This is a genomic window from Microbacterium sp. (assembly GCF_035556355.1).
Lineage (GTDB): Bacteria > Actinomycetota > Actinomycetes > Actinomycetales > Microbacteriaceae > Microbacterium.
Window position 1 is genome coordinate 1 of record NZ_DATMFG010000060.1, and the last position, 22855, is coordinate 22855.

Genomic DNA, 22855 nt, shown 5'->3' on the forward strand with positions numbered 1-22855 from the left:
GGGTGCGTCTCGTAGCGTGGTGTCACTTCCCGCGGGTCTTCTTCGTCGTTGACGTAGGAGGGCCATCGTGGGATACCCAGTTGTTTCCGCCAAGAAGCAAAGAAGAGACCCCACGATGACCCACAACCAGTCTGCCTTGACGACCCTGATCGCAGAAGTTCTCACTGACCCTGACCTGGCGCATTCGGATGTGTTCCGGCGGATGCTGCAAGCCGGGCTGCAGGATCTGATCGACGCGGAAGCGACCGCGAAGATCGGCGCCGCCCCGCACGAGCGCACCCCGGAGCGCACCACCCGCCGCAACGGCACCCGCCCGAAGACCCTGGCGACCCCAGCCGGGGAGGTCGACCTGCAGATCCCGAAGCTGCGGGAGGGGTCGTTCTTCCCGTCGCTGCTGCACCCGCGCCGCCGAGTCGACAAAGCCCTCTACGCGGTGATCTGCCAAGCGTGGATCGACGGGGTCTCGACCCGCAAGGTCGACCAGCTGGTCCGCGCCTTGGGGAACGACACCGGCATCTCCCGGTCGACGGTCTCACGGATCTGCTCCGAAATCGACGAGACGGTGCAGGAGTTCCTGCACCGCCGGATCGATCACACCTGGTTCCCGTACCTGTTCCTCGACGCCACCTACCTCGACGTCCGCCACCGCGGCCGAGTCGTCTCCCAGGCCCTCGTCGTGGCCACCGGTGTCTCCGGAGAGGGCCGCCGGGAGATCCTCGGGATGGCGCTCGGGGACGCCGAGACCACCGACTTCTGGACCGAGTTCCTCCGCGGTCTGCGCGACCGCGGACTGAAAGTCGCGACCGATACCGACCCGCTCGGCGTCGCGCTGGTCACCAGTGACGCGCACGCCGGCATCAAGGCTGCCGTCAAAGCGATCCTGCCCGGAGCCGGGTGGCAAAGATGCCGCGTCCATTTCGCGCGCAATGTCACCCAGAAGCTCGGCTCAGCGAGGTCGAAGCCCGTGAACGCGCTGATCTCCACGATCTTCGCGCAGACCACGCCGGAGTCCGTGATCGCTCAATATCACCAGGTCGCCGACTCGCTACGCGGCTCGTTCCCAGAGATCACCGCGATGCTCGAGGCAGCCGAACCGGACCTGACCGGGTTCGCGTCGCTGCCGCGCGAGCACTGGCAAAAGGTCTGGTCGAACAACCCCATCGAGCGCCTCAACCGGGAGATCAAACGCCGCGCCGACGTCGTCCAGATCTTCCCCGACCGTGACAGCGTGACGCGCTTGATCGGCGCCGTCCTGCAAGAGCAGCACGAGGAATGGTCCTACGGCGAACGCCGCTACTTCTCCGACATCTCCATGCGCAAGCTCGTCCACACCCTCCACGACCACACCGAGCAGCCCCGCCCCGAGCTCCTGCTCACCGCCTGACCCACCCATCAGGAACAACCGCAGTTACACCACCAGACGAGACTTGACCCACCGAAGGGGGCGGCACGCGATGCCGAAACAAGAAAAACCCCCGGTCAACCGGGGGTTTCGAATGGTGGGCGATACTGGGATCGAAACAGTATCAGCGCAACTGGGACACCACCCGATCCGGCCGCATGAATCCGCCATTCTGCCGCGTGTTCTAGCGGAAACTGCCGATCCAGTGTTAAGGTCACTGGAAGACACAAGAGGACACCACCGGACTTTAGATATTGCACGGTGTTGCACGAGACGGGATCCGACATGGCGGCGAAGAAGACCCGCAAGCGGCGCGAGTCGTTCGGCGCGATCCGCAAGCTCCCCTCCGGCCGCTACCAAGCGTCCTACGTCGGACCCGACGGCATCCGGTACACCGGCCCGCAGACATTCGACGCGATCGAGGACGCCCGCGGGTGGCTCGCGCGACGTCGCATCGAGATCGCCGACGGCGAATGGACACCCCACACGGCGAAGTCAGCGACGGCCGCGAAGAAGGGGCTCACCGAGTCGTTCGCGGACTACGCCGAGAAGTGGATCTCCACACGCACGAACCGGCACGGAGACCACCTCCGCCCCCGCACCGCCGCGGAGTACCGTCGACTCGTCGCCGGCCCCCTCTCCCCCTTCGCCGACCAACGACTCACGGCGATCACCTCGGAGAGCGTCCGCGCGTGGTACGCCGACCTTGTTGGGCGCGGCACGAAGACTCAGGCGGCGCGCGCGTATGAGCTTCTAAAGGCGATCCTCGCCACGGCTGTCGCCGATGGGCGGATCAAGTCGAACCCGTGCCAGATCAAAGGCGCCGCGTCCGCGTCGACCGGGAAAGCGGTCAAACCGCCCACGGGCGCCGAGCTGCAGAAGATCCTCGACACGATCACACCCCGCTACCGCGCCGCCGTGGTTCTCGCGGCTTGGGCCGGTGTCCGTTACGGCGAGCTCACCGAGCTTCGACGGAAGGACATCGAGCTCGTCCGCGAGGGCGGCAGGCTCGAGATGGTCGCGGTCAACGTGGCCCGCGCGGTCACGCACGTCCCCGGGCAGGGGTTCATCGTGGGGCCCACGAAGAGCGAAGCGGGCGTTCGCACGATCGTCCTGCCCCCGCATGTCAACGCGATCATCGAGGAGCACCTGCAGGAGCACACCGGCCGGTTCCCGGACTCGCTGTTGTTCCCCGCCGCGGACGGCAGCACGCATCTCGCGCAGTCCGCGTTCTACAAGCACTGGAACCCCGCACGGATCGCCGCGAAACGCCCCGACATGCCCTGGCACGCGCTCCGCCACTACGGAGCCACCCGCGCCGCGCTCGCCGGCGCTACCCTGCGCGAACTGCAGGCCAGGCTTGGGCACTCCACCGTGGCCGCGGCGATGCGCTATCAGCACACCGTCGGCCGGGACGAAGAACTTGCGAGGCGCATGTCCGAACTCGCCTAAAGACTTACCCGTCACCCGACGGGCAAGAAGATGCCCCCGCCGCTGGGCAAGAGCGACGAGGGCCGATCACGAAGGACACCCATCATGACCAGCAACATCGTAACCACCGAGCAGACGCTCCAGCGCGCCCGGTTCACACTCGACCAGTACGCCGCCAGCATCGAGGCGATTCTGCGCTCGCGCGACGACCTCCTCACGGACACGCTCACCGAGCTCACCGCGGCCGGATACGACGCGAAGATCGTACGCCGGTGGAGGACCCATGAACTCCTCGCGGGCGACGTCATCGGGGTCCTCGAGACGTTCGACCGTTCGGACGGTGGCGGCGTCCTGCGCCGTCTCGAGCCGTGGGAGTACCCGGACCGGTTCGACCGTGTGGGGGTCTACGCGGAGACGTGGTCGACCAACTCCGCACGGATCACGGTCCACCACGGGCCACACCGCGTCATGCTCGTCGACGGCCGCGACGTCCTCGCCGTCAAGGACGAGGACGCGGAGTCGGAGGCCGCGCACCGCCGCTCCGTCGCACGCCTCCGCACCCTCGCGCGCCACGACGACCTCCGCGTCCGCGTCCTGGACCACGACATCGCACTCGTCGACCCGCTCGACAACGTCGTGCACGAAGGCGACGTCCTGTCGGCGTTCGCGTGGATTCTCGACATCGACCTCGACACCCCGGTCACAGCATGAGCTATCGCCCACGCGAAGGGCGACCGGCGGAACCTCGCCGTCGGTCGCCCCGACCGCTCGCCCGGTGTGACTGCGCGGAAGGCCACTGGCTCGCGCGCGTTGCGATCCACGACGGCGAGCCGTGCATCGAGTACCGAACCGCAGTTGTCGGGGTCACACGCTCTGGAAACTACACATCTTCGACCGGCAGTCGGCTCGCGTGGGAACCGCTGGCTCAGCTGCGAGCCGAGATGGCGGACGGCCTGGAATCGTTCACGGTCAATGGCCGATGCCCGCGTGATCGCAACTACCGCCTCGATCTCGTGGAGCTCGCCCGGAGGATCGGCCAACCGACCGTGATTCTCACCGCGCAACACGCCGACCGGATCGACATTCGGCCCTTCCGGGCGGACATGGACTAACTTGTCCGCTAACGGCTCGCTCATCGAGTAGCGAAACAGCCGCCCAACTGGCAAGGGGCGCACGACTCCATCGGAGTGTGCACTCATGCCTGAAGACACCCCGCAGTGGGTGCGGATCAAGACCGCAGCCGCCCTGACTGGCCTTTCTGAGAAGACCATCCGGCGGCGAATCGCCGACGGAACCATCGAGGCACGCCGTGTCGGTCCTCGAGCGATCCTCATCCCTCTCTCAAGCCTCGACACCATGGGGCGCCCGCTGCAGTACGTCGGCGGTGCCGCGTGACCGCAAAGAGAAACCGCCCCACGGCGGAGGCGGCACTCAGAACTCCTGGCGGGCGAGTTCGGGTCGATGCTACCGCGTCGGGGCTCCGGTGCCCGGCCGCACGCGCGCATCTCGTCGACGCGCTGGTCGCCCGCACGATCGCAGCTGAACGGCCAGCGCTCGCCACGCTGGGCGGTGATCTGACATGGGCGCTGGGCTCGTGAACGCCGCGTACGAAGTCGCCGAGCGGCTGAGTCTCGAGCACGCACCGACCCGCGTCTTCGTGTACATGGCCGTTCGTGCGCTCGACGGTGACCCGCAGCCGGCGTTCTGGGAGGGCTACGACGCGCTTGCGCGTGCGCTCGGCAAGTCCGGTCCCGCGGGCCACCGCGCCGCCGGTCGCGCGATCCAGGCGCTCAAGGAGGCGGGTGCGATTCGCACCGTTGGGCACCCGGCGCCGGGAAGCCGGACCGCACGATATGCCCTGCTCGACGGTCGCGGGTTGCCGCTCGCGGCCCAGAGCATCACCGGACGCTCACCGTCCGACGATGACAACTCACACGACGCTCACCGTCCGGTGAACACAGGACGCTCAGCGCCGAACACCGGACGCTCAGGTGTCAACTCACAAGACGCTCACCGTCCTGCAGAGGAGAAGGAGGAGGACAAGGAGGAGGGGCCCCCGCCCTCGACCTGCCCTCGTCACCCCAACGGCACAAGCGAACCCTGCGGCGCCTGCGGTGCGGCGCGGCGCGCGGCCGAGGCATGGCGACCGCCCCGACGTCCGGCCCCTCCGCACGCTCACCGATTCGACCCCGGGTCGGGTTACTGCGCGTGCGGCATCCGAGAGGATCTCGCGTCGTGACCGGCCCGGGACTGTGCGTCCGCGACCTCCGCCACGAGTGGGACCCCGCGAGCGGTTGGTGCTTGCACGGCTGCGGGTGGCGTGAGGACGGCCGCTCCGCGTACCGGCCGCAACGCCGCCGACACACCGCCGATGACGTCGACATCACCGAGCCGCGAAGGAGCGAACCGTGATCGGTCGGCTCGTCGCGGAGCACACGCCGTCGCCGGTCGCGCGTCGGCGTGAGGTGTCGCGGGAGCGTGGGTGGCCGCGCGAGTGGGGTCCGATCCTGGACCTCGAGGCTGCGGGTGTGGACGAGTGGCGGCGGTGGCATGAGGGGTGGCTGACGACTCGCCGGTTCGATGACGGGTCGGTGGGGTTCTTCATCGTGTGTGGGTTCGCGCACCCGCGGATGATGCGAGCGCTCGCGGAGCTCATCGCGTGCGGATGGACGGTCACCGTGTACGCCGCGGAACGGCATGTCGCCGTCGAGATCCGGGAGGCGACGTGACGCCCGCGACTGAGGCTGTGGCGTGGCTGAGATGGCTGGCCGCGCGGATCGAGCAGGCGCAGGGCGTGAGTAGAACCACGGAGCGGACGTGGCGGATCGCGGCGGAGCTCGAGCAGTACGAGCGCATCCGGCGGGCGTTCCACGAGCCCGGGATCTGTCCGACGCCGGGGTGCGATAGGCCGATCGCTCCGGCCACGGGGCGGCGTGGCCGTCCACCGGAGCACTGCGTCGAACACAAGCGTGTGCATAAAACGCGCATAAATCCGTGACCGGCGAGGGTGGAGTCATGGCAAAGACAGCAGAGCTGATCACCGTTCAGGAGATCGCGTCCGCGTTGGGCGTGCCCGGACAAGCCGACGCGGTCCACGACGGTCTCCGCGCCGACGGGATCGAGATCGTCGAGGACTGGGCGGGGCGACCCGCTGTGTCGTTCGACGACGCGAAGGCGGTCGTGGACCGGCACCGGAAGGCGCAGGCGGAATGGGATGAGCGGCAGCGGCGTCTGATGTACGAGGAGGACGAGCGCCGCAGGTGTCAGACGGAGTTCGACATCCTCGTCGGGACGATCGTGCCCGTCCTGCGGCGGCAGGAGCCGTACTTGGGAAGCGCGGAGGACGACCACCGCCGGTTCGGGCGGGCGCGCCGCGCCGCGCTCGACGTGCTGAAGGGCCGCCACAGCAAGCAAGCGATCGCGTCGCTGCAGGTCAAGCCCGTCGTCACGCTCGGTGAGACCCACAACGCCAGCCTCGAGGCCCTCGAACCTGAGGTGCGAGAGCGCGTCAAGGCCGCACTCGGAATGTGAAGGGAACCATCATGACCGGGACCGAATACGCAGACCGCGCCCGAGGCCGCGGCACCTTCCCGAAGCACTGGCGCGGACTCGTCGAGGGGCAGAGCTCCGAGGAGCGCGCCGCGACGATCGTCATGAACATCGCCGCCGACCACCGGGCCCGCGGCAACCACGACAAGGCCGAGGCGACGCTCCTCAGCTACCGCACCGCGGGCGCGTCGAACCGGTCCGCGACCATCGCGCTCGCACGCGCACGCCGGCTCGCCGGACACTGACATGCACCAGACCGCGCGCGGGCACAACGGGTACTCCTTTCCCCAGGTCGGTTCCGTGCGCACGGGGGAGGCTGCCGTAGTGGAAGCGGCAACCTCCCCCAACCCCAACGGAGGTGAATGATGGCCGGACGTGGCATCAGCATCGACATTCTCGCGAACGTCCGCGACGCACTGCAGGGAACCGGTGACGTCGAGAAGGCGCTCGCCGACGTCGAGGCCACCCTCGACGACCTGCAGCGGTCGGGGGACGACTCGACCGACAAGATGTCGCGCGGGTTCCGTGACCTCGCACGTGACGCGGACGCATCCGCCGACAAGCTCGAACGCTCCTACAAGACCGCGTACCGGGACACCGCACGCGCGGCCGACGACGCCGCCGACGACGCGGTCCGCGCGCAACGGAGACTCGGTGAGGCGTCCGAGGAGGTCGGGCAGGAGATCCGGCAGAACCTCGGCGAAGGGATCGCGAACGCCGCCCGCGGCGACTTCGAGTCCCTCGCGGACACGATCGGCGACACCCTCGGCGGTGCAGTGTCCGGTATCGGCGGGATCGGTGCCGCGGGGCTCGCCGCGGCCGGCGCGCTCGGGATCGGTGCGCTCGTCGCAGCGTTCCAGCTTGCCGAGGAGAACCGCAAGAAGCTCGAGGAGCGCGCGAACGATCTCGCGAAGGCGTACATCGACGCCGGGTCGAACGTGCTCGACGCGATGACGGTCGCGGCGCGGTCGTCCGAGATCCTCACCGACCCGGAGCGGCGGAAGGAAGCCGAACAGCTCCGTGACGTGCTCGGCGTCGATCTCGCGACCGCGGTGCGCGCGCTCGCCGGTGATCAGAACGCGCTCGCGATCGCGAACAAGATCGTGCAGGACTCCGAGACGGAACGCCTCGACCTGATGCGGCAGTCCGCGAACTACATGTCCGGCGAGTTCACGCAGGCGGAGAAGGCACGCCTCGACCAGCTGCAGAGCCAGAAGACGAAGGTCGACGAGCTCAACGGCGTCACGAAAGAAGCGACCTCGACGTTCGACGCGCAGCAGAAGATCCTCCGCGACCTCGTGAACAACGCCTCGTCCGCGACCAAGGAAGTCGACGAGCTCGGCAACGTGCTGTACACCCTCCCGGACGAGACACAGGTCCTGATCGAAGCGCAGACAGGCAAGGCAACAACCGATGTGTCGAAGTTCAAGGGCGACCTCGACGGCATCCCCGAGACGGTCACCAGCCGCGTGAAGGTCCTCGTCGACGACTCGGCATGGCGGAACTGGCGCCCGAACCCCAAGACGGGCGTCATCATGGCGACCCGCGCACGCAACCTCCCCGACTGGGACTGATCATGCGCACCCTCACCCCGGACGACGTCCTCAGCCTCATCCCCACCGCCGACCAAAGGCCAGACGGTGCACTCCTCGACCGCACACTCGACGGGCTCGAGCTCCCCGTCCACGACGGCGTGGTCACCATCGACGCACTCATCAACCCCGCCCTGCGGGTCACAGCAGAAGCGATCTACTACGCCGCCGAACACACCGGCCGCGACGTCGCCGAGGTCATCTTCGACCTCCGCACCCGACTCCACCCCCAGGACTGAACGATGGTCGCGAAGTCCGCGCACGACCGGAAGTACGACTACGCCCACAAGAAGCGCCGGAAGCAGTGGGTCCCGATCGTCGAGGCCGGCGGGGTCCGATGCCACCGCTGCAACAAACCCATCCAACCCGGCACACCCTGGCACCTCGACCACCACGACGACGGCTCCGGATCCTCACCCTCCCACCGCGCCTGCAACGCCGCCACAGCCCGCATCTGGCGCGACAAAGCCCTCGGCATCGACTCCACACCCAACGACGGCTACTGCCCCTGCGGACAGCCCTACGCCTGGTTCACCTGCACCAGCGACCTACCCCACCGACCCCTACCCCCACGCGCACCCCGCGAAGACGGCACACGAAGCATCTGGGACCGCCAACCCCGGAATCTTTAGCGATCGAACACCCACCACCACCCGCGAGTGGACTCGATCTCTCCCCGCAAGATCCCCCCTCCCCCCGTCCCAAAAAAAGGGGGTCGACTCGCGGGTCGTCATGGTGTCGGATCCGGAAAGAATTGGGGCGAACCTGCTGTTCAACCGGCGGCACGGGCGGCTACGCTCACCGGCGCCGGGTCCGGTCCATTCGACGACGACGACGCGGTCGTTCCATCCGGACGCGAACGCGGGGATGCGCTCAGCTGGGCGGTCGGGCCACTGCACCCACGCCCACACGGGCGGCTTCGACTGTCCGTGCTGCACCCACTGGATCGGGTGCGGCCCGTACGCTTGCGCCGGCAGCGTGCACGGTCGCGCGGTGGACTCGGCGATGCGCCTGTCGTTCAGCGTGTCGTAGTGCGTCTCGTAGCGGCGGTTCTTCGTCAATCGGCCCGGGTCCCCCTCCCCCGGCCGTGTGACTAGGTTAGCCGCGCAGCTTCTTCGCCGCCCGACCCGCCCACCACGCGGAGAGGTCCGTTTGCGCGGCCATCGCGGTGAGGATGAGCCCCGGCAACCCCAGTCCCAGGCCCCATGCAAGGAGCCCGACGTCAAAGACATCCGGCTCCGGCGAATCGCTGATCCGGAGAGTAGCGACGAACTGGACGATTAGCGGGATCGCGATCCCGAGCAGCAGCAAGCCGCCCTGCTTGCACCAATCCAGGAGCGTTTTGCCGCCGTCATCGGTCTTCGGTCGCAGTCGCCTGGCGGCACTGGTGATGTGATGGCCGTCGACGACGGTTGCGTCGGGGTCGGTGATCGCGATGACCTCAGCTTCGGCGATCAACCGGTCGGAGTAGAGGCCAATCTCGTCGCTCAGCTTCTCTACCGCGCGGGGACTCAGATTAACCTTCCGTTGGAGGCCGCCCGGCGTCATGCGGACGGAACCGATCGTGCGACGGCGTCGGTGTGGGGCGTTCTGACCCGCGCCTCAATGAACCACAGTTCAGCCTCACGCCACTCCCGCGCTATCGCGCGTCGGCTTTGAGGCCGCGCAACGCTTTCGTCCCGCCACAGCGCCAGGCGCACAAGAAACGCAGCGATTACCGGAAGCACCGTCATAGCCAGCACCACCAGGGTGATCGTCAACCACAGCGGTACGGACAGGATCGCGATTCCGACGATCGTGCTGACGCTCACCAGAACGCCGACCGCGGTAGCCACGGCGCTCGCGGCCGGAGTGTGACCCCGTGCGTTCAGCGCACTCCAATGCAACTCGGCGTCAATCGCGAACTGCGCGCCGCCCGATTCCTCATAGCCGACCCTTCTCGCCGCCACATGCGCTCCGATCCCTTGCCGCGTTTGCAGTGACGCCAGGCTAGCGCGTGCCCCGGATCACCGTGCCTGGCGTCGATCGCCACCACCGGTCCGCATTGCGGGGTGGTGCGAAGCCTAGGGACGTGGATACGGGGATCCGTTATCGCACGCATGTTGCACGACGCCGCCCGGGATGCAGAAAACCCGCGGAATTCCGCGGGTTTCGTGGTGGGCGATACTGGGATCGAACCAGTGACCTCTTCCGTGTCAGGGAAGCGCGCTACCGCTGCGCTAATCGCCCGAGTCATGCTCCGGTCGGGACCGGGAGTGGAGGTGGCGACGGGATTCGAACCCGTGTAAACGGCTTTGCAGGCCGGTGCCTAGCCGCTCGGCCACGCCACCGCGTGTGGTTTGACCCCACGTGCCGCGGTCCCATTCCGGATCTCTCCGGGCAGAAAACCCCTGCACTCGAGCGGATGACGAGACTCGAACTCGCGACCCTCACCTTGGCAAGGTGATGCGCTACCAACTGCGCTACATCCGCATTTCGCGTCCGGGTTTCGCACCCCGGGCACTCCAAAGACTTTAGCCGATCCTCGCGATCATGCAAAACCGAACGCGCCTCGCGCGTGTCATTGTCACGGTGGTTCGAGCGGGTCCTCGGCATCCGGTAGGATCGTTACTCGTTCCCCACGGGGCACGGGCGATTGGCGCAGTTGGTAGCGCGCTTCCTTCACACGGAAGAGGTCATCAGTTCGAGTCTGGTATCGCCCACCACACGCTCCGCGTCCGGCCGGCGCGGCCGGCCGGACGCATCGAGGTCAACGACCGCGACCGAGCGCTTCCTCCATGACCGAGTGGTCGATGAAGGTGCTCAACTCCTCACGGCTGCGCGGCTGCCGACCCGTCTCCTTCGCAACCCAGACGTCTTCGCGCTCCAGGACGTCGAGCATGTCCGGGACGATCTCGCCGGGGAAGGCGAGCTCCGGCCACGACTCCTCGATCTCGTGGAGAGTGAAGCCCGTCACGTCCGACACGAGCGGCCAGTGCTTCTCGGGGTGGCGCTCCAGCGACTTGTTCGCCTTCAGGATGGAGCGGACGAATGTCACGATCGAGCGACGCTTATCGGGGTCTGCGAGATCCTGAGCGCGTGCGTGCAGGTTGAACACCTCGCGGTACAGTTCACGGTCTTGGAAGACGATCGCGTCGTCACCGAGCTCTTCGATCGCGCCGACCGGCTCCGGTTCCCAGATGGAGATCGCGTCGACGTCGCCGCGCACGAGGTACTCCGACATCTGCTCCATGCCGCTCTTGCCGTCGACCTCGGGCGGGAGGCCCACGATTGTGACGTCGTCCTCGGTGAGTCCGACCGTCTCGAGCATCGCGACGAGGAAGAAGTTCGCAGAGGTGTTGCGCGGCAGCATGATCGTCTTGCCCTCGAGGTCCTCCAGCGTCTCGATGCCGGCGGACTTCCTCGCCACGAGCCGGAAGAAGCCCTCGGTGACGGTCATGATGATCCGCAGGTCGGGGTTCACGAGGGACTCGCGCAGAAGCTGCGTCTCGGCATTCGTCGCGAGGTCGACTTCGCCCGCGGTGATCCGCGTGATGCCGCCTTCACCGACCTCCAGGCCTCTCGGATAGAACTTGTCCGCAGCTACGAGCACGGGAGCGAGCTCGATCCAATAACTGCCCGACACCGAGATCGGTGCTGGCGGCCCGCCACGGCCGTCATCGCGGCCGTGAGCTTCCTCGTCACTGCCGACGGCGGATGCGGCGCCGTTGGGCGCCGGCGCCACCGAGGACGCTCCCAGCAGCGTCAACGTCATCGTCGAAGCCGCCACGAGGGCGAGCGCGTTGCGGATCAGGCGGTGGGATCTCATCGGGAGCCTTTCGGTTGCGTAATACGAACTTTTGATTCACATTACGAACTTACGGCGACCCTGTCGAGGGCCCGGATGCATCGTGAGGGGCTCCCTCGTCAGCGGGGGCGCTTCACCAACCCCTTCTCCAATGCAGCAGCACGCGGCCGTACAGCAGCCGCTTGACCGTGCTGCCCGGCAGCACCTCTTTCGCGATGCGTCGCAGGTCTCCGAGCGTGTCCTCGGGCGGCCACTGCGTCGGAGCCGTGTGCTCCCACTTGCCGCGCATCCGTATCGCGATTCCCCGTGCCACCCACGCGACGGCCACCCACGGCAGGTCCCGCACACGCGGGCGCACGAACGTCACCACCCCGAGCACTCCCCCTGACTCGACGAGCGATCCGAGGTGTTCGAGCGCCCGCCGCGTGTCCGGCAGATGGTGCAGCGTCGCGTTCGACACCACCGCGCCGAATCTCGCCTCCGCGGGCGCGAGCTCGAAGACGTCCGCGAGGCGCCACTCGACGCGGGCGTCGGGGAATCGCGCACGAGCGCGATCCAGCACGCCCTCGTCACGATCCACGGCGACAACCGCGGGAAGCGACTCCGCGAGACGGGCGGCGAGGAACCCGTCTCCGCAGCCGACGTCGAGCGCCGCGCGCGCACCCGCCGGGACCGCCGCCGACAGCCGTGCGTCGTAGTGGATGTTGACGTTCCAGACGCGGCGTCCGGCATCCGCGACACGCTCAGCCATGCGATCAGCACCCGTCTCGCACGCGGTCACGCGGCGGCGACCGCCGCCTCGTCCTGCTCCTCAGCGGACTGTTCATCATCGAGCCGAGGCGCCCACACCGCGAACGCGATCGCAACCAGACCGAGGGCGATGGCGGGTCCGTGCGGGTAGTACGTGCTCACGAGCGTCGCCAGAGCGATGATCGGCAGCGTCAGCCCGAGCGTCAGCGCCTCCCACAGCGGCAGACGCCTCGCGCGCGGTGCGAAAGCGGCGACGATCCCCCAGATGCCCAGCAGGATGAGCACCGGGCCCTCCCAGCCCCACAGGAACCGCAGCGGCGCATCTTGCCCGTGGTTCAGGTAGCTGAGGACGATCACGACTGCGAGCACGAGCAGCAGGGCTCCGTACACGCGGCCGCTCCAGCCGACGCGCGCGAGGGTCGGCCCCATCGCGAGCCACAGCAGCACATACGACACACCAACCGCGGCGCCGAGTATGAGGTAGAGATCCAGCAGCCCCGCTTCTGCGAGTGCCGTGCGGATGCGCGTGTAGAACGGCGTGCGCGCGATGGCGATCGCCCACTCGGGCGCCGCCGAGCCCGACCACACCACCGCCTGCTGCGGCAGCAGGAAGAGCGCCCACAGCGACGCGATCGCCGCGAGCACCGCGCATCCGGCTCGACTCGGCCGCGCGCGCATCAGGCGACCACCTTCCAGCCGTAGCGGCGGTGCAGGGCATCCGCGACCAGCGCGAAGCGATCGGGATCGAGGGCGGATGCCTCGCGCCGCATGCCGTCGACGTGGACGCTGTAGAGCTGGTCGACATCTGCCCACGACGGACGGCCCTTCGAGTCCCACGGGCCGGAGCCGACGTGCAGGAAGTCGCGGTCTCCGTCGTGGGACTGGCTCGTGAGCTTGATCGCGTACACGCGCTGGGCGTCCTGCCGGCCGATCACGAGCACCGGGCGATCCTTGCCCCGTCCGTCGCGCTCGACGTAGGGAACCCACGTCCACACGACTTCGCCCCCGTCGGGATCGCCGTCCGGTTCCGGGGCGTAGTGCAGCTCGAGCGCGCCGGCGGAACGTGGTTCGAGTTCGACGGTCGCCGACGCTCCGGTGCGCCCCGGCTGGTCCTCTTCGCCGACGATCGTGGTGGTGCGCTTGGACGGTCGAAGCAGCCCGCCCAGCGTTGCGAGAAAGCGCTTGCGTTTGGTCACGTCGAAACCCTAGCGCCGCGGCGGCTGTACCCCCGGCAGGCCGCAGGCATGCGGCAGGGGCGCCGCGGCTGCTGCCGCGACGCCCCTGCGCGATGGTGCGGTGCCCGGCCGGGGGGATCCGGGTTCGTTCGGTATTACGCCCGCTCTGCGAGGAGGTAGCCCTCTTCGCCGTGCACGACGGTGTCGACACCGGCGATCTCGTCCTCGTTCTTGACGCGGAAGCCGATCGTCTTCTCGACCGCGAAGCCGATGATCCACGCGAGAGCGAACGAGTAGATGAGGACGCCGACCGCTGCGACGACTTGCAGCACCAGCTGCTCCCAGCCGCCACCGAGGAAGAGGCCGGTCTCGGTCGCGAAGAAGCCGAGATAGATCGTGCCGATGAGGCCTCCGACGAGGTGGATGCCGACCACGTCGAGCGAGTCGTCGTAGCCGAGCTTCCACTTGAGCTCGACGGCGAGGGCGCAGACGGCACCCGCGAGGACGCCGAGGAGGATCGCCCAGCCCGGGGTCAGGTTCGCGCAGGACGGGGTGATCGCGACGAGACCCGCGACCGCACCCGAGGCGGCACCGACCGATGTGGCCTTGCCGTCCTTGAACTTCTCGACGACAAGCCAGCCGATGATGGCGGCGGCGGTGGCACCGAGCGTGTTCACGACGATGAGGCCGACGCTCGAGTCGCCCGTGCCCAGCAGGCCCGCGGTACCCTCGGCACCGGCGTTGAAGCCGAACCAGCCGAACCACAGGATTGACGCGCCCAGCAGCACGAGCGGGACGTTGTGGGGCTTCTGGATGCCCTTCTGGAAGCCGATGCGCTTGCCGAGCACGAGCGCGAGCGCGAGAGCCGCGGCGCCGGCGTTGATGTGCACGGCGGTGCCACCGGCGTAGTCGATGACGCTCGTCGAGAACCCGAAGGTCTCACCGAGGCTCATGACCCAGCCGCCGCCCCAGACCCATGCCGCGACCGGGAAGTACACGAGTGTGGCCCAGACCCCGGCGAAGATCATCCATGCGCCGAACTTGGCGCGGTCGGCGATCGCTCCCGAGATCAGGGCGACGGTGATGATCGCGAACGTCGCGCCGAACGTGGCGCCGACGAGCGTGTCGCTGTCGGCGTTCGCGAGGCCGAAGTCCGAGAACGGGTTTCCGGCGAACGCCCACGAGCTTTCGACGGCACTCATGTTGAATCCGTAGAGGACCCACAGCACGCCGACGAGCGCGAGCGAGCCGAAGCTCATCATCATCATGCTGACGACGCTCTTCGCCTTGACGAGGCCGCCGTAGAAGAACGCCACTCCCGGCGTCATGAAAAGCACCAGAGCCGTCGCTGCGACGGACCAGGCGAGGTTACCGCTGTCCATGAGAATCCTCATCCATGTCGTGTTACTCGAGGGACCCCGGAGGTCACGCGGTTTTCGGGTTGCTTGTCTCCGGGCGAGCCCCAGTTTCGCGATGCAGGATTTCCAGCGGCGTGCGTGTCTTGTTTCGCCCTCGTTACGCGACCCCGTCTGAGGTAAACATCACGTTTCAGACGGGCGAGAACGCGCCGCGAGTTCGCTCAGCGAAGCGCGTACGGGGTCACGCGAGGGTTGACGCGACGAGGCGCGAGATGGCCCGCAGGTACTTCTTTCGGTAACCGCCCGCCAGCATCTCTGCGGGGAAGACGCCGTCGAGCGTGATGCCCGTGGCGCGGATGGGGATCTGCGCGTCGTACACGCGGTCGATGAACGCGACGAAGCGCAAAGCGGCGGACTGGTCGTCGAACTCGGTGACATCGCGGATGCCGACGAGCGACAGCCCCTCGATGAGCCGGATGTACCGCGACGGGTGCACGCGCGCGAGGTGGGAGATGAGATCGGAGAAGGCGTCGTCCGACACGAGGCCGCGGGTCGCGGCATCGGCGATCTCGGCTTCGTATGCGTCGGCGTCGAGCGCGACCGCGTGCCCGTCGACCGCGCGGTGCCGGTAGTCGGTGCCGTCGATGCGGATCGTCTGGAAGCTCGAGGCCATCGCGTGGATCTCGCGCAGGAAGTCCTGCGCGGCGAAGCGCCCCTCGCCGAGCGCGTTCGGCGGGGTGTTGCTCGTCGCGGCGAGGCGCGTGCCGCCCGCGACGAGCTCGCCGAGCAGTCGCGTCATGACCATCGTGTCGCCCGGGTCGTCGAGTTCGAACTCATCGATGCACAGCAGGTCCGCGCCGCGGAAGAGGTCGACCGTGTTCTTGTAGCCGAGCGCGCCGACGAGGGCCGTGTACTCGATGAACGAGCCGAAGTATTTCCGGCGCACGGGCATCGCGTGGTAGATCGCCGCGAGCAGGTGGGTCTTGCCGACGCCGAATCCGCCGTCGAGGTAGACGCCGGGCTTGAGCTCGGGCCCCTTCTTCGCACGCTTGAAGAAGCCGCCCTTCGCGGGTCCCGCTCCCCCGCCGGCGAACGCGATGAGCAGGTCCTTCGCCTCCTGTTGCGACGGGTACGCGGGATCGGCCTGGTACGACTCGAACGTCGCCTCGCCGAACTGCGGCGGCGGCACGAGCTGGGACACCATCTCGGCGCCGGACAGCTGGGGCGCCCGCTCAGCGAGGCGCACGATGCCGGAGCGTGCCGCGGTCGTTGTCATGTGCTCGTCTCGTGGTCGGACCGCAGGCGGAAGCCTCGCGGTAACAGGATTACGGAAAGAATGCGCTCGCCCGCGCGGGACCCTATGGTCGTAGGCAGCGCGGCGAGGGATGCAATTACCCTACGCCGTTCCAGCACGCCGAGACCCGAGGAGCATCCGGTGACCGTTGAGTTCGACACGTCTTCGCCCAAGTTCGCCGAGTACGCCGAGCCCGGCCGGCTGGTGACCGGCGAGTGGCTCGAAGCCCGCCTCGGGCAGCCCGGCCTCGTCGTGGTCGAGTCCGACGAGGACGTGCTGCTGTACGAGACGGGTCACATCCCGGGAGCGGTCAAGGTCGACTGGCACACCGAGCTGAACGACCCCGTGGTCCGCGACTACGTCGACGGCAAGGGCTTCGCCGACCTGCTCAGCAGCAAGGGCATCAGCCGCGACGACACCGTCGTCATCTACGGCGACAAGAACAACTGGTGGGCGGCGTACGCGCTGTGGGTGTTCTCGCTGTTCGGCCACGAGGATGTTCGCCTGCTCGACGGCGGCCGCGACAAGTGGATCGCCGAGGGCCGACCCATCACGACCGAGCCCACCGTGCGCGAGCGCACCAAGTACCCCGTCGTGGAGCGCGACGACAGCGTCCTTCGCGCCTACAAGGACGACGTGCTCGCCCACCTCGGCAACCCGCTCATCGACGTGCGCTCGCCCGAGGAGTACAACGGCTCGCGCACGTCGGCCCCCGCGTACCCCGAGGAGGGCGCGCTGCGCGCCGGCCACATCCCCACCGCGAAGAGCGTCCCGTGGGCGCGCGCGGTCGCCGAGGACGGCGGGTTCAAGCCGCGTGCCGAGCTCGACGCGATCTACCGCGAGGAAGCCGGTCTGTCGGACGGCGACCCGATCATCGCGTACTGCCGCATCGGCGAGCGCTCGAGCCACACGTGGTTCGTGCTGAAGCACCTCCTGGGCTTCGAGAACGTCCGCAACTACGACGGCTCGTGGACCGAGTGGGGCTCCGCCGTGCGAGTGCCGATCGTCACCGGCGACGCCCCCGGCGAGGTGCCCGGCCGCTCCTGAGCGGACCGGGGCCCGGATGCCCGTGGGATGATTGAGCGGATGACCGAGACCACCCTGCCCGCGAGCCTCGCCGAGATCCGCGACGAGTTCCTCGAGCTGCCCGAGCCCGAGCGGCTCCAACTGCTGCTCGAGTTCTCGAACGAGCTCCCGGCGGTCCCGGCGCGCTACGAGGGCCATCAGGAGCTCTTCGAGCAGGTGCTCGAATGCCAGTCGCCCGTGTTCATCGCGATCGAGGTCGACGACGACCGCGTGGCGATGTTCGCGACGGCGCCGCGCGAGGCGCCGACGACGCGCGGCTTCGCGAGCATCCTCGTGCAGGGGCTCTCGGGTCTGACGGTCGACGAGGCTCTCGCGGTGCCCGACGACTACCCCGACTCGATCGGTCTGCGCCGGGCCGTGTCGCCCCTGCGCCTGTCCGGCATGACGGGCATGCTCGCGCGCGCCAAGCGGCAGATCCGCGCCAAGCGCCACAGCTCCTGATGCTCGTCACCGAGGTCGTCCCGCGGACTCTCGAGACGACGGATGCCGCGACCGACGCAGGCCGTGAATGGCTGAGTTCCCGCTACCGTCGCGACGACCCTGCGTACGTGCGGCTCAACATGGTCACGAGCCTCACGGGCGCCGCATCCGGCGCCGACGGAACGAGCGACACGCTCACGAGCCGCGTCGACCGCGCCGTGCTCGGCGCGATCCGCCGCGACGCGGATGTCGTGGTCGTCGGCGCCCAGAGCGTCCGCACGGAGGGCTATGTCGTCCCCAAGACGGCGCATCTCGCCGTCGTGACCGCGTCGGGTCGCCTCGACGGACACCGCCTCGAACTCGACGCCGAGCTGGCGTCGCGCGTGCTGCTGGTCGCACCCGAGGCGGGCGCGGACGGCATCGCCGAGCGCGCCGGGCTCTCCGGCGTGCGAGTGCTCGCCGTCCCCGCCGATGAGCGTCTCGACCCGCGCGCGATCGTCGCGGCGCTCGCAGCCGAGGGCCTTCCCCGCATCGTGTGCGAGGGAGGACCGACGCTCGCGGGTCAGTTCGCCGCCGCCGGCGTCATCGACGAGTACTGCGTCACGGTCGCGCCGACGATCGACCCCGTCGACGCGGTGTTCCTCCCCGTGCCGGCGCGCGTCGACGCGCTCGTCGCGGGCATGCTCGTCGACGAGGCCGGCTTCAGCTATCTGCGTCTGCGCCCGCAGGGATGAGCCCCTGGCGGGCGAGCCAGTCGCGGATGCTCGTGGTCCACCGTTCCTGGTCGTAGTTCCACAGCTTCGTGTGACGGGCGACCTCGAACACCTGCATCTCCACGAGGTCTGGCCGCGCCACCACAAGGTCGTGCGACGCGTCGGACGGCACGAACCCGTCGTCGTCGCTGTGCAGGATGAGGATCGGATGCCGCAGCTCGTCGGCACGCGCGACGACATCGAGCTGCTCGAAGGGGATGCGCCCGCCCGCTCGAGTGATCGTCGATCCCCACTCCGAGCCGAGCGCCCCGAGGGCGAGATCCTTGACGGGGGGCGGCAGCTTCAGCATCCGCGCCTGATAATCCAGCACGACGCGCCAGTCGATCACGGGCGATTCGAGCACAAGCCCTGCGATGACGCTCCGGTGCGCCGAGTTGAGCGCGAGCTGCAGGACGATGGCTCCGCCCATCGACCAGCCCATGAGGATGATCCTGCGGGCGCCCCGGCGGCGTGCGAACCCGACCGCCGCGTCGACGTCGCGCCATTCTGTTGCGCCGAGCGTGTACGTGCCGGCGCGACTGCGCGGCGCCTCGCCGTCGTTGCGGTACGACACGACCAGGCTCGTGATGCCGAGTCCGTGGAAGAGCGGCACGGCGCGAAGGCACTCCGCGCGGGTCGTGCCGCGGCCGTGCACCGCGATCACCCACACGTCGCCGTCGCCGGCGGGGAACAGCCACGCGGGGCACGGACCGAGCGGCGAGCCGATCAGCTCGGACGTGAACGGGATCTGCAGATCCTCGGGGCGGTCGAAGTACCAGCCGCTGAACGCCGCGTCGCGCGATATGCGAGCCTGCGGGCCGACGTGCGTGAGGAGCTTGCGCTTGACGCTCACCGCGTCCTGCGCGAGGACCGACCCGAGCTTGAGGTAGTTCTCGGTGCCGTTCGTGAACAGACCGTACCGCCCCGGCAGCACCGTGTCGTCGGTGCGCTCGAGTGTGATCGTCTGCGCGGCCGTGTCGAGCGCGAGGATGCGCGTGTCGGCCACGCGGTCCGCCGGAGTGACGACGCGGCGCGCCACGCGCGTCGAGAGCACGGCGAGCACGGCGACGACGCCGGCGAGCGCCGCGCTCAGAACGGTGAGCGCCGCCCTCACGCCGGCGACGAGTGCGGGAGAGGCGCCGCTGCCCGCGGCGCGCCTGGGGCTGGTCATCGACCCATCACTCTAGTCTGTCCGCGTGGCCGAGCTTCGCCCTCCCGAATCGTCGTCGTTCGCGCACGCGGCCGCCGAGGTCCGGGCGACGAGATTCCGGGCTGATCTGGTGGTCCGTGAGATCCCTGCGCCGACGGGACTCGCGCCCGACGCCATCGCGCTCGCCGGCGACGTGCGCCCCGACGCCGACACCGGCGACTCCGTCTACGGCACGGGCCGCTTCGTGCTCCTGAACGACCCCGATGAGCCGCCGCCGTGGAACGGCCCGTGGCGCATCGTATGCTTCGCGCAGGCCCCCCTCGAACCCGACATCGGAGCGGACCCCCTCCTCGCGGATGTAGCGTGGTCATGGCTGGTCGATGCGCTCGACGCGCACCGCGCCGGCTACCACTCCGCGTCGGGCACCGCGACGAAGACGATCTCGAAGGGCTTCGGCTCGCTCAGCAGCGAAGGCGACGGCTCGCAGATCGAATTGCGGGCCTCGTGGTCGCCCACGGGGCCGTTGGGCCCCCACGTCGAGGCCTGGGCGGAGCTGGTGTGCATGCTCGCAGGTCTTCCGCCGGGCTCGGAGGACATCGCGGTGATCGGGATACGAAGGACGACGCGTGGCTGAATACGACGTGCTCGCGGATGCCGCGGGCCTGGTCGCCGCCGCGCGCGCACTCGCCGCGGGCACGGGCCCCGTCGCCGTCGACGTCGAGCGCGCGTCCGGGTTCCGGTACTCGCAGCGGGCGTACCTCGTGCAGGTCTTCCGCCGCGACGCGGGCGTCTTCCTCTTCGACCCGCCCGCGATCGGGGGCTTCGAACCGCTGCAGGAGGCGATCGGCGACGCCGAATGGGTGCTGCACGCCGCGAGCCAGGACCTCCCGTCGCTGCGCGAGCTCGGACTCGAGCCCGCGTCGATCTTCGACACCGAGCTCGCGGCGCGTCTGCTGGGCCACGCGCGCGTCGGACTGGCCGCGGTCGTCGAGGACACGCTCGGCATCTCGCTCGCGAAGGCGCATTCCGCGTCGGACTGGTCCGCCCGGCCGCTTCCCCAGGCGTGGCTCGAGTACGCGGCGCTCGACGTGGAGCACCTCGTCGACGTCCGCGACGCCCTGGCCGCCGAGCTCGCCGAGCAGGGCAAGACCCGCTTCGCCGAGGAGGAGTTCCGCGCCGTGCTCGAGCGCGAGCCGAAGCCGGCGCGCGAGGAGCCGTGGCGGCGCTTGAGCGGGCTCCACGCCGTGCGCGGACGCAAGGCGCTCGCGATCGCCCGCTCGCTGTGGATGGCGCGCGAGGAGTTCGCGCGGGCGGAGGACATCGCCCCGGGCCGGCTCGTGCCCGATGGCGCCCTCGTCGCCGCGGTGCTCGCCGATCCGCAGAGCAAGCAGGAGCTCGCAGGACTCAAGGAGTTCACCGGCCGTGCGAGCCGCACTCAGCTCGACCGGTGGTGGGCGGCGATCGAGCGGGGCCGGGCCGCGAAGGATCTTCCGCTCGAGCGCGCGCCGCGCGGGGACTCGCTTCCTCCTCCGCGCGCGTGGGCCGACCGCAACCCCGCAGCCGATGCGCGACTGAAGGCGGCGCGTCCGGCCGTCGAGGAGGTCGCGACGTCGCTCTCGATGCCGGTCGAGAACCTGCTGACACCAGATGTGCTGCGTCGCGTCGCGTGGGCGCCGCCCGAACCTGTGACTGCGCAGTCGATCTCCCGAGCACTGGCTGAACTGGGCGCGAGGACGTGGCAGATTGAACAGACGGCACAGGTGATCGCCGACGCGTTTGTGGCTTCTGCGCAAACTGCGGCGACCAGTTCGGATGCCGCTTCGTAGGTTGCATCAACCGATTTCGTGATACCCAGTCCCACAATAGGCTGGACGCGATCCCAATACTTGGAGGCAGAGTGGCCGAGACCTCGGACGTCTTCTTCGTCGATGGAATGCGCACCCCGTTCGGGCGCGCCGGCGAAAAGGGCATGTACTGGAACACGCGCGCCGACGACCTCGCTGTGAAGGCGACGATCGGACTTCTCGAGCGCAACACCGACGTTCCCAAGGACCGCATCGACGACGTCGCCATCGCGGCGACGTCGCAGACCGGCGACCAGGGGCTCACGCTCGGGCGCTCGGTGGCGATCCTCGCCGGGCTCCCGCAGACGGTGCCCGGATTCGCGATCGACCGCATGTGCGCGGGCGCGATGACGAGCGTCACCACGATGGCGGCGTCGATCGGCGTCGGCATGTACGACCTCGCGCTGGCGGGCGGCGTCGAGCACATGGGCCACCACCCCATCGGCTCGAACGCCGATCCGAACCCGCGGTTCGTGGCCGAGCGCATGGTCGACCCCGGCGCACTCAACATGGGCGTGACGGCGGAGCGCATCTTCGATCGCTTCCCGCACCTCACCAAGGAGCGCTCCGACCGCTTCGGCATGCTCAGCCAGCACAAGGCGCAGGCGGCCTACGAGGCCGGCAAGATCCAGCCGGATCTCGTGCCCGTCGCGATCAAGGACGCCGACGGTGCGTGGGGACTCGCGACCGAAGACGAAGGCCGCCGCCCCAACACGACGATGGAGGATCTCGCGGCCCTCAAGACGCCGTTCCGCCCCCACGGACGCGTCACCGCGGGCACCTCGTCGCCGCTCACCGATGGCGCGACGATGTCGCTGCTCGCGGGCGAGGCCGCCGTCAAGGAGTTCGGCCTCCGGCCCAAGATGAAGCTCGTCTCGTTCGCCTTCGCCGGCGTCCAGCCCGAGATCATGGGCATCGGTCCGATCCCGTCGACCGAGAAGGCGCTCAAGAAGGCCGGTCTCACGATCGACGACATCGGCCTGTTCGAGCTCAACGAGGCTTTCGCGATCCAGGTCATCTCGCTGCTCGACCACTTCGGCATCGCCGACGACGACCCGCGCGTCAACCAGTGGGGCGGCGCGATCGCCCTCGGGCACCCGCTCGCAGCATCCGGCGTGCGCCTCATGATCCAGCTCGCGGCGCAGTTCGCCGAGCGTCCCGACGTGCGCTACGGCCTGACCGCGATGTGCGTCGGCCTCGGGCAGGGCGGGTCCGTGATCTGGGAGAACCCGCACTACGACGGCAAGAAGAAGAAGCACTGAGGA

The 22855-nt window shown here is 68.9% G+C and carries 25 protein-coding genes and 4 tRNA genes; 17 read left to right on the top strand and 12 right to left on the bottom strand.

Features of this window, described 5'->3' with window-relative positions:
* Positions 1-115 precede the first annotated feature (115 nt).
* From VNR19_RS16890 to VNR19_RS16935, 10 genes are all read left to right on the top strand, one after another.
* Positions 116-1384, top strand: coding sequence for an IS256 family transposase (locus VNR19_RS16890; RefSeq protein WP_325728440.1), 1269 nt, complete (start codon positions 116-118; stop codon positions 1382-1384).
* Between the two features lie 279 nt (positions 1385-1663).
* Positions 1664-2854 carry a tyrosine-type recombinase/integrase gene (locus VNR19_RS16895; protein WP_325728441.1) on the top strand — a complete coding sequence of 397 codons (1191 nt, stop codon included), beginning with the start codon at positions 1664-1666 and terminating at the stop codon, positions 2852-2854.
* Between the two features lie 84 nt (positions 2855-2938).
* Entirely contained in the window at positions 2939-3544 is a 606-nt protein-coding gene (locus tag VNR19_RS16900) for a hypothetical protein (RefSeq protein ID WP_325728442.1), read from the top strand.
* Positions 3545-3774: 230 nt separating this feature from the next.
* Entirely contained in the window at positions 3775-3945 is a 171-nt protein-coding gene (locus VNR19_RS16905) for a hypothetical protein (RefSeq protein WP_325728443.1), read from the top strand.
* Positions 3946-4030: 85 nt separating this feature from the next.
* Positions 4031-4228: a helix-turn-helix transcriptional regulator gene (locus VNR19_RS16910; protein ID WP_325728444.1), complete on the top strand. Its 198-nt coding sequence runs from the start codon at positions 4031-4033 to the stop codon at positions 4226-4228.
* A gap of 1013 nt (positions 4229-5241) precedes the next feature.
* The gene (locus tag VNR19_RS16915; RefSeq protein WP_325728445.1) at positions 5242-5562 is read left to right on the top strand and encodes a hypothetical protein; all 321 of its coding nucleotides are present in this window, start codon (positions 5242-5244) and stop codon (positions 5560-5562) included.
* Between the two features lie 286 nt (positions 5563-5848).
* On the top strand, positions 5849-6364 hold the full coding sequence (locus tag VNR19_RS16920) for a hypothetical protein (protein WP_325728446.1): 516 nt from the start codon (positions 5849-5851) through the stop codon (positions 6362-6364).
* 11 nt (positions 6365-6375) lie between these two features.
* Positions 6376-6627: a hypothetical protein gene (locus VNR19_RS16925; RefSeq protein ID WP_325728447.1), complete on the top strand. Its 252-nt coding sequence runs from the start codon at positions 6376-6378 to the stop codon at positions 6625-6627.
* A 120-nt stretch (positions 6628-6747) separates the two neighbouring features.
* Positions 6748-7956 (top strand): hypothetical protein, encoded by a 1209-nt coding sequence (locus VNR19_RS16930; RefSeq protein ID WP_325728448.1) that lies wholly within the window; start codon positions 6748-6750, stop codon positions 7954-7956.
* Between the two features lie 2 nt (positions 7957-7958).
* Complete coding sequence (locus VNR19_RS16935; RefSeq protein WP_325728449.1) at positions 7959-8213, top strand: hypothetical protein; 255 nt, start codon at positions 7959-7961, stop codon at positions 8211-8213.
* Positions 8214-9072: 859 nt separating this feature from the next.
* Here the strand turns inward: VNR19_RS16935 and VNR19_RS16940 are convergent.
* From VNR19_RS16940 to VNR19_RS16960, 5 genes are all read right to left on the bottom strand, one after another.
* Positions 9073-9522 (bottom strand): hypothetical protein, encoded by a 450-nt coding sequence (locus VNR19_RS16940; protein WP_325728450.1) that lies wholly within the window; start codon positions 9520-9522, stop codon positions 9073-9075.
* The gene (locus VNR19_RS16945) at positions 9519-9923 is read right to left on the bottom strand and encodes a hypothetical protein (protein ID WP_325728451.1); all 405 of its coding nucleotides are present in this window, start codon (positions 9921-9923) and stop codon (positions 9519-9521) included. Before VNR19_RS16945 ends, VNR19_RS16940 begins: the two co-directional genes overlap by 4 nt.
* Positions 9924-10128: 205 nt before the next feature.
* Positions 10129-10203 (bottom strand) — tRNA-Val (locus tag VNR19_RS16950).
* Positions 10204-10230: 27 nt separating this feature from the next.
* Positions 10231-10304, bottom strand: a tRNA-Cys gene (locus VNR19_RS16955).
* Between the two features lie 69 nt (positions 10305-10373).
* A tRNA-Gly gene (locus tag VNR19_RS16960) sits at positions 10374-10446 on the bottom strand.
* A gap of 157 nt (positions 10447-10603) precedes the next feature.
* On the opposite strand from VNR19_RS16960, the gene VNR19_RS16965 reads away from it, so the two are divergent.
* Positions 10604-10679: transfer RNA gene (locus VNR19_RS16965), tRNA-Val, on the top strand.
* Between the two features lie 44 nt (positions 10680-10723).
* On the opposite strand, the gene VNR19_RS16970 is transcribed toward VNR19_RS16965, so the two are convergent.
* From VNR19_RS16970 to zapE, 6 genes are all read right to left on the bottom strand, one after another.
* Positions 10724-11782, bottom strand: coding sequence for an ABC transporter substrate-binding protein (locus tag VNR19_RS16970; RefSeq protein WP_325728452.1), 1059 nt, complete (start codon positions 11780-11782; stop codon positions 10724-10726).
* Positions 11783-11894: 112 nt separating this feature from the next.
* Positions 11895-12512, bottom strand: coding sequence for a class I SAM-dependent methyltransferase (locus tag VNR19_RS16975; protein WP_325728453.1), 618 nt, complete (start codon positions 12510-12512; stop codon positions 11895-11897).
* A gap of 26 nt (positions 12513-12538) precedes the next feature.
* Positions 12539-13189 carry a hypothetical protein gene (locus VNR19_RS16980; protein ID WP_325728454.1) on the bottom strand — a complete coding sequence of 217 codons (651 nt, stop codon included), beginning with the start codon at positions 13187-13189 and terminating at the stop codon, positions 12539-12541.
* On the bottom strand, positions 13189-13707 hold the full coding sequence (locus VNR19_RS16985) for a type II toxin-antitoxin system PemK/MazF family toxin (RefSeq protein WP_414684200.1): 519 nt from the start codon (positions 13705-13707) through the stop codon (positions 13189-13191). The genes VNR19_RS16980 and VNR19_RS16985 overlap by 1 nt, the downstream gene beginning before the upstream one ends.
* A 134-nt stretch (positions 13708-13841) precedes the next feature.
* Positions 13842-15068: an ammonium transporter gene (locus tag VNR19_RS16990; RefSeq protein ID WP_325728455.1), complete on the bottom strand. Its 1227-nt coding sequence runs from the start codon at positions 15066-15068 to the stop codon at positions 13842-13844.
* Between the two features lie 217 nt (positions 15069-15285).
* A complete protein-coding gene (zapE, locus tag VNR19_RS16995; RefSeq protein WP_325728456.1) occupies positions 15286-16320 on the bottom strand; it encodes a cell division protein ZapE in 1035 nt (344 codons plus the stop codon).
* Positions 16321-16479: 159 nt separating this feature from the next.
* Here zapE and VNR19_RS17000 point away from each other — a divergent pair, with 159 nt between their 5' ends.
* Genes VNR19_RS17000 through VNR19_RS17010 form a run of 3 tightly spaced genes read left to right on the top strand, consistent with a single transcriptional unit; the run spans position 16480 to position 18578 of the window.
* The gene (locus VNR19_RS17000; RefSeq protein ID WP_325728457.1) at positions 16480-17385 is read left to right on the top strand and encodes a sulfurtransferase; all 906 of its coding nucleotides are present in this window, start codon (positions 16480-16482) and stop codon (positions 17383-17385) included.
* Between the two features lie 39 nt (positions 17386-17424).
* Positions 17425-17865, top strand: coding sequence for a SufE family protein (locus tag VNR19_RS17005; RefSeq protein ID WP_325728458.1), 441 nt, complete (start codon positions 17425-17427; stop codon positions 17863-17865).
* The gene (locus VNR19_RS17010; protein WP_325728459.1) at positions 17865-18578 is read left to right on the top strand and encodes a dihydrofolate reductase family protein; all 714 of its coding nucleotides are present in this window, start codon (positions 17865-17867) and stop codon (positions 18576-18578) included. The genes VNR19_RS17005 and VNR19_RS17010 overlap by 1 nt, the downstream gene beginning before the upstream one ends.
* Here VNR19_RS17010 and VNR19_RS17015 read toward each other — a convergent pair.
* Positions 18547-19767, bottom strand: a complete 1221-nt coding sequence (locus VNR19_RS17015) for an alpha/beta hydrolase family protein (protein WP_325728460.1) — start codon at positions 19765-19767, stop codon at positions 18547-18549. The two genes, VNR19_RS17010 and VNR19_RS17015, sit on opposite strands and share 32 nt — an antisense overlap.
* A 25-nt stretch (positions 19768-19792) precedes the next feature.
* On the opposite strand from VNR19_RS17015, the gene VNR19_RS17020 reads away from it, so the two are divergent.
* The 3 genes from VNR19_RS17020 (at position 19793) to VNR19_RS17030 (ending at position 22852) form a co-directional block, all read left to right on the top strand.
* Positions 19793-20380: a DUF3000 domain-containing protein gene (locus VNR19_RS17020; protein WP_325728461.1), complete on the top strand. Its 588-nt coding sequence runs from the start codon at positions 19793-19795 to the stop codon at positions 20378-20380.
* The gene (locus VNR19_RS17025; RefSeq protein ID WP_325728462.1) at positions 20373-21572 is read left to right on the top strand and encodes an HRDC domain-containing protein; all 1200 of its coding nucleotides are present in this window, start codon (positions 20373-20375) and stop codon (positions 21570-21572) included. Before VNR19_RS17020 ends, VNR19_RS17025 begins: the two co-directional genes overlap by 8 nt.
* A 71-nt stretch (positions 21573-21643) precedes the next feature.
* Positions 21644-22852, top strand: coding sequence for a thiolase family protein (locus tag VNR19_RS17030; RefSeq protein WP_325728463.1), 1209 nt, complete (start codon positions 21644-21646; stop codon positions 22850-22852).
* The last annotated feature ends 3 nt before the right edge of the window (positions 22853-22855 follow it).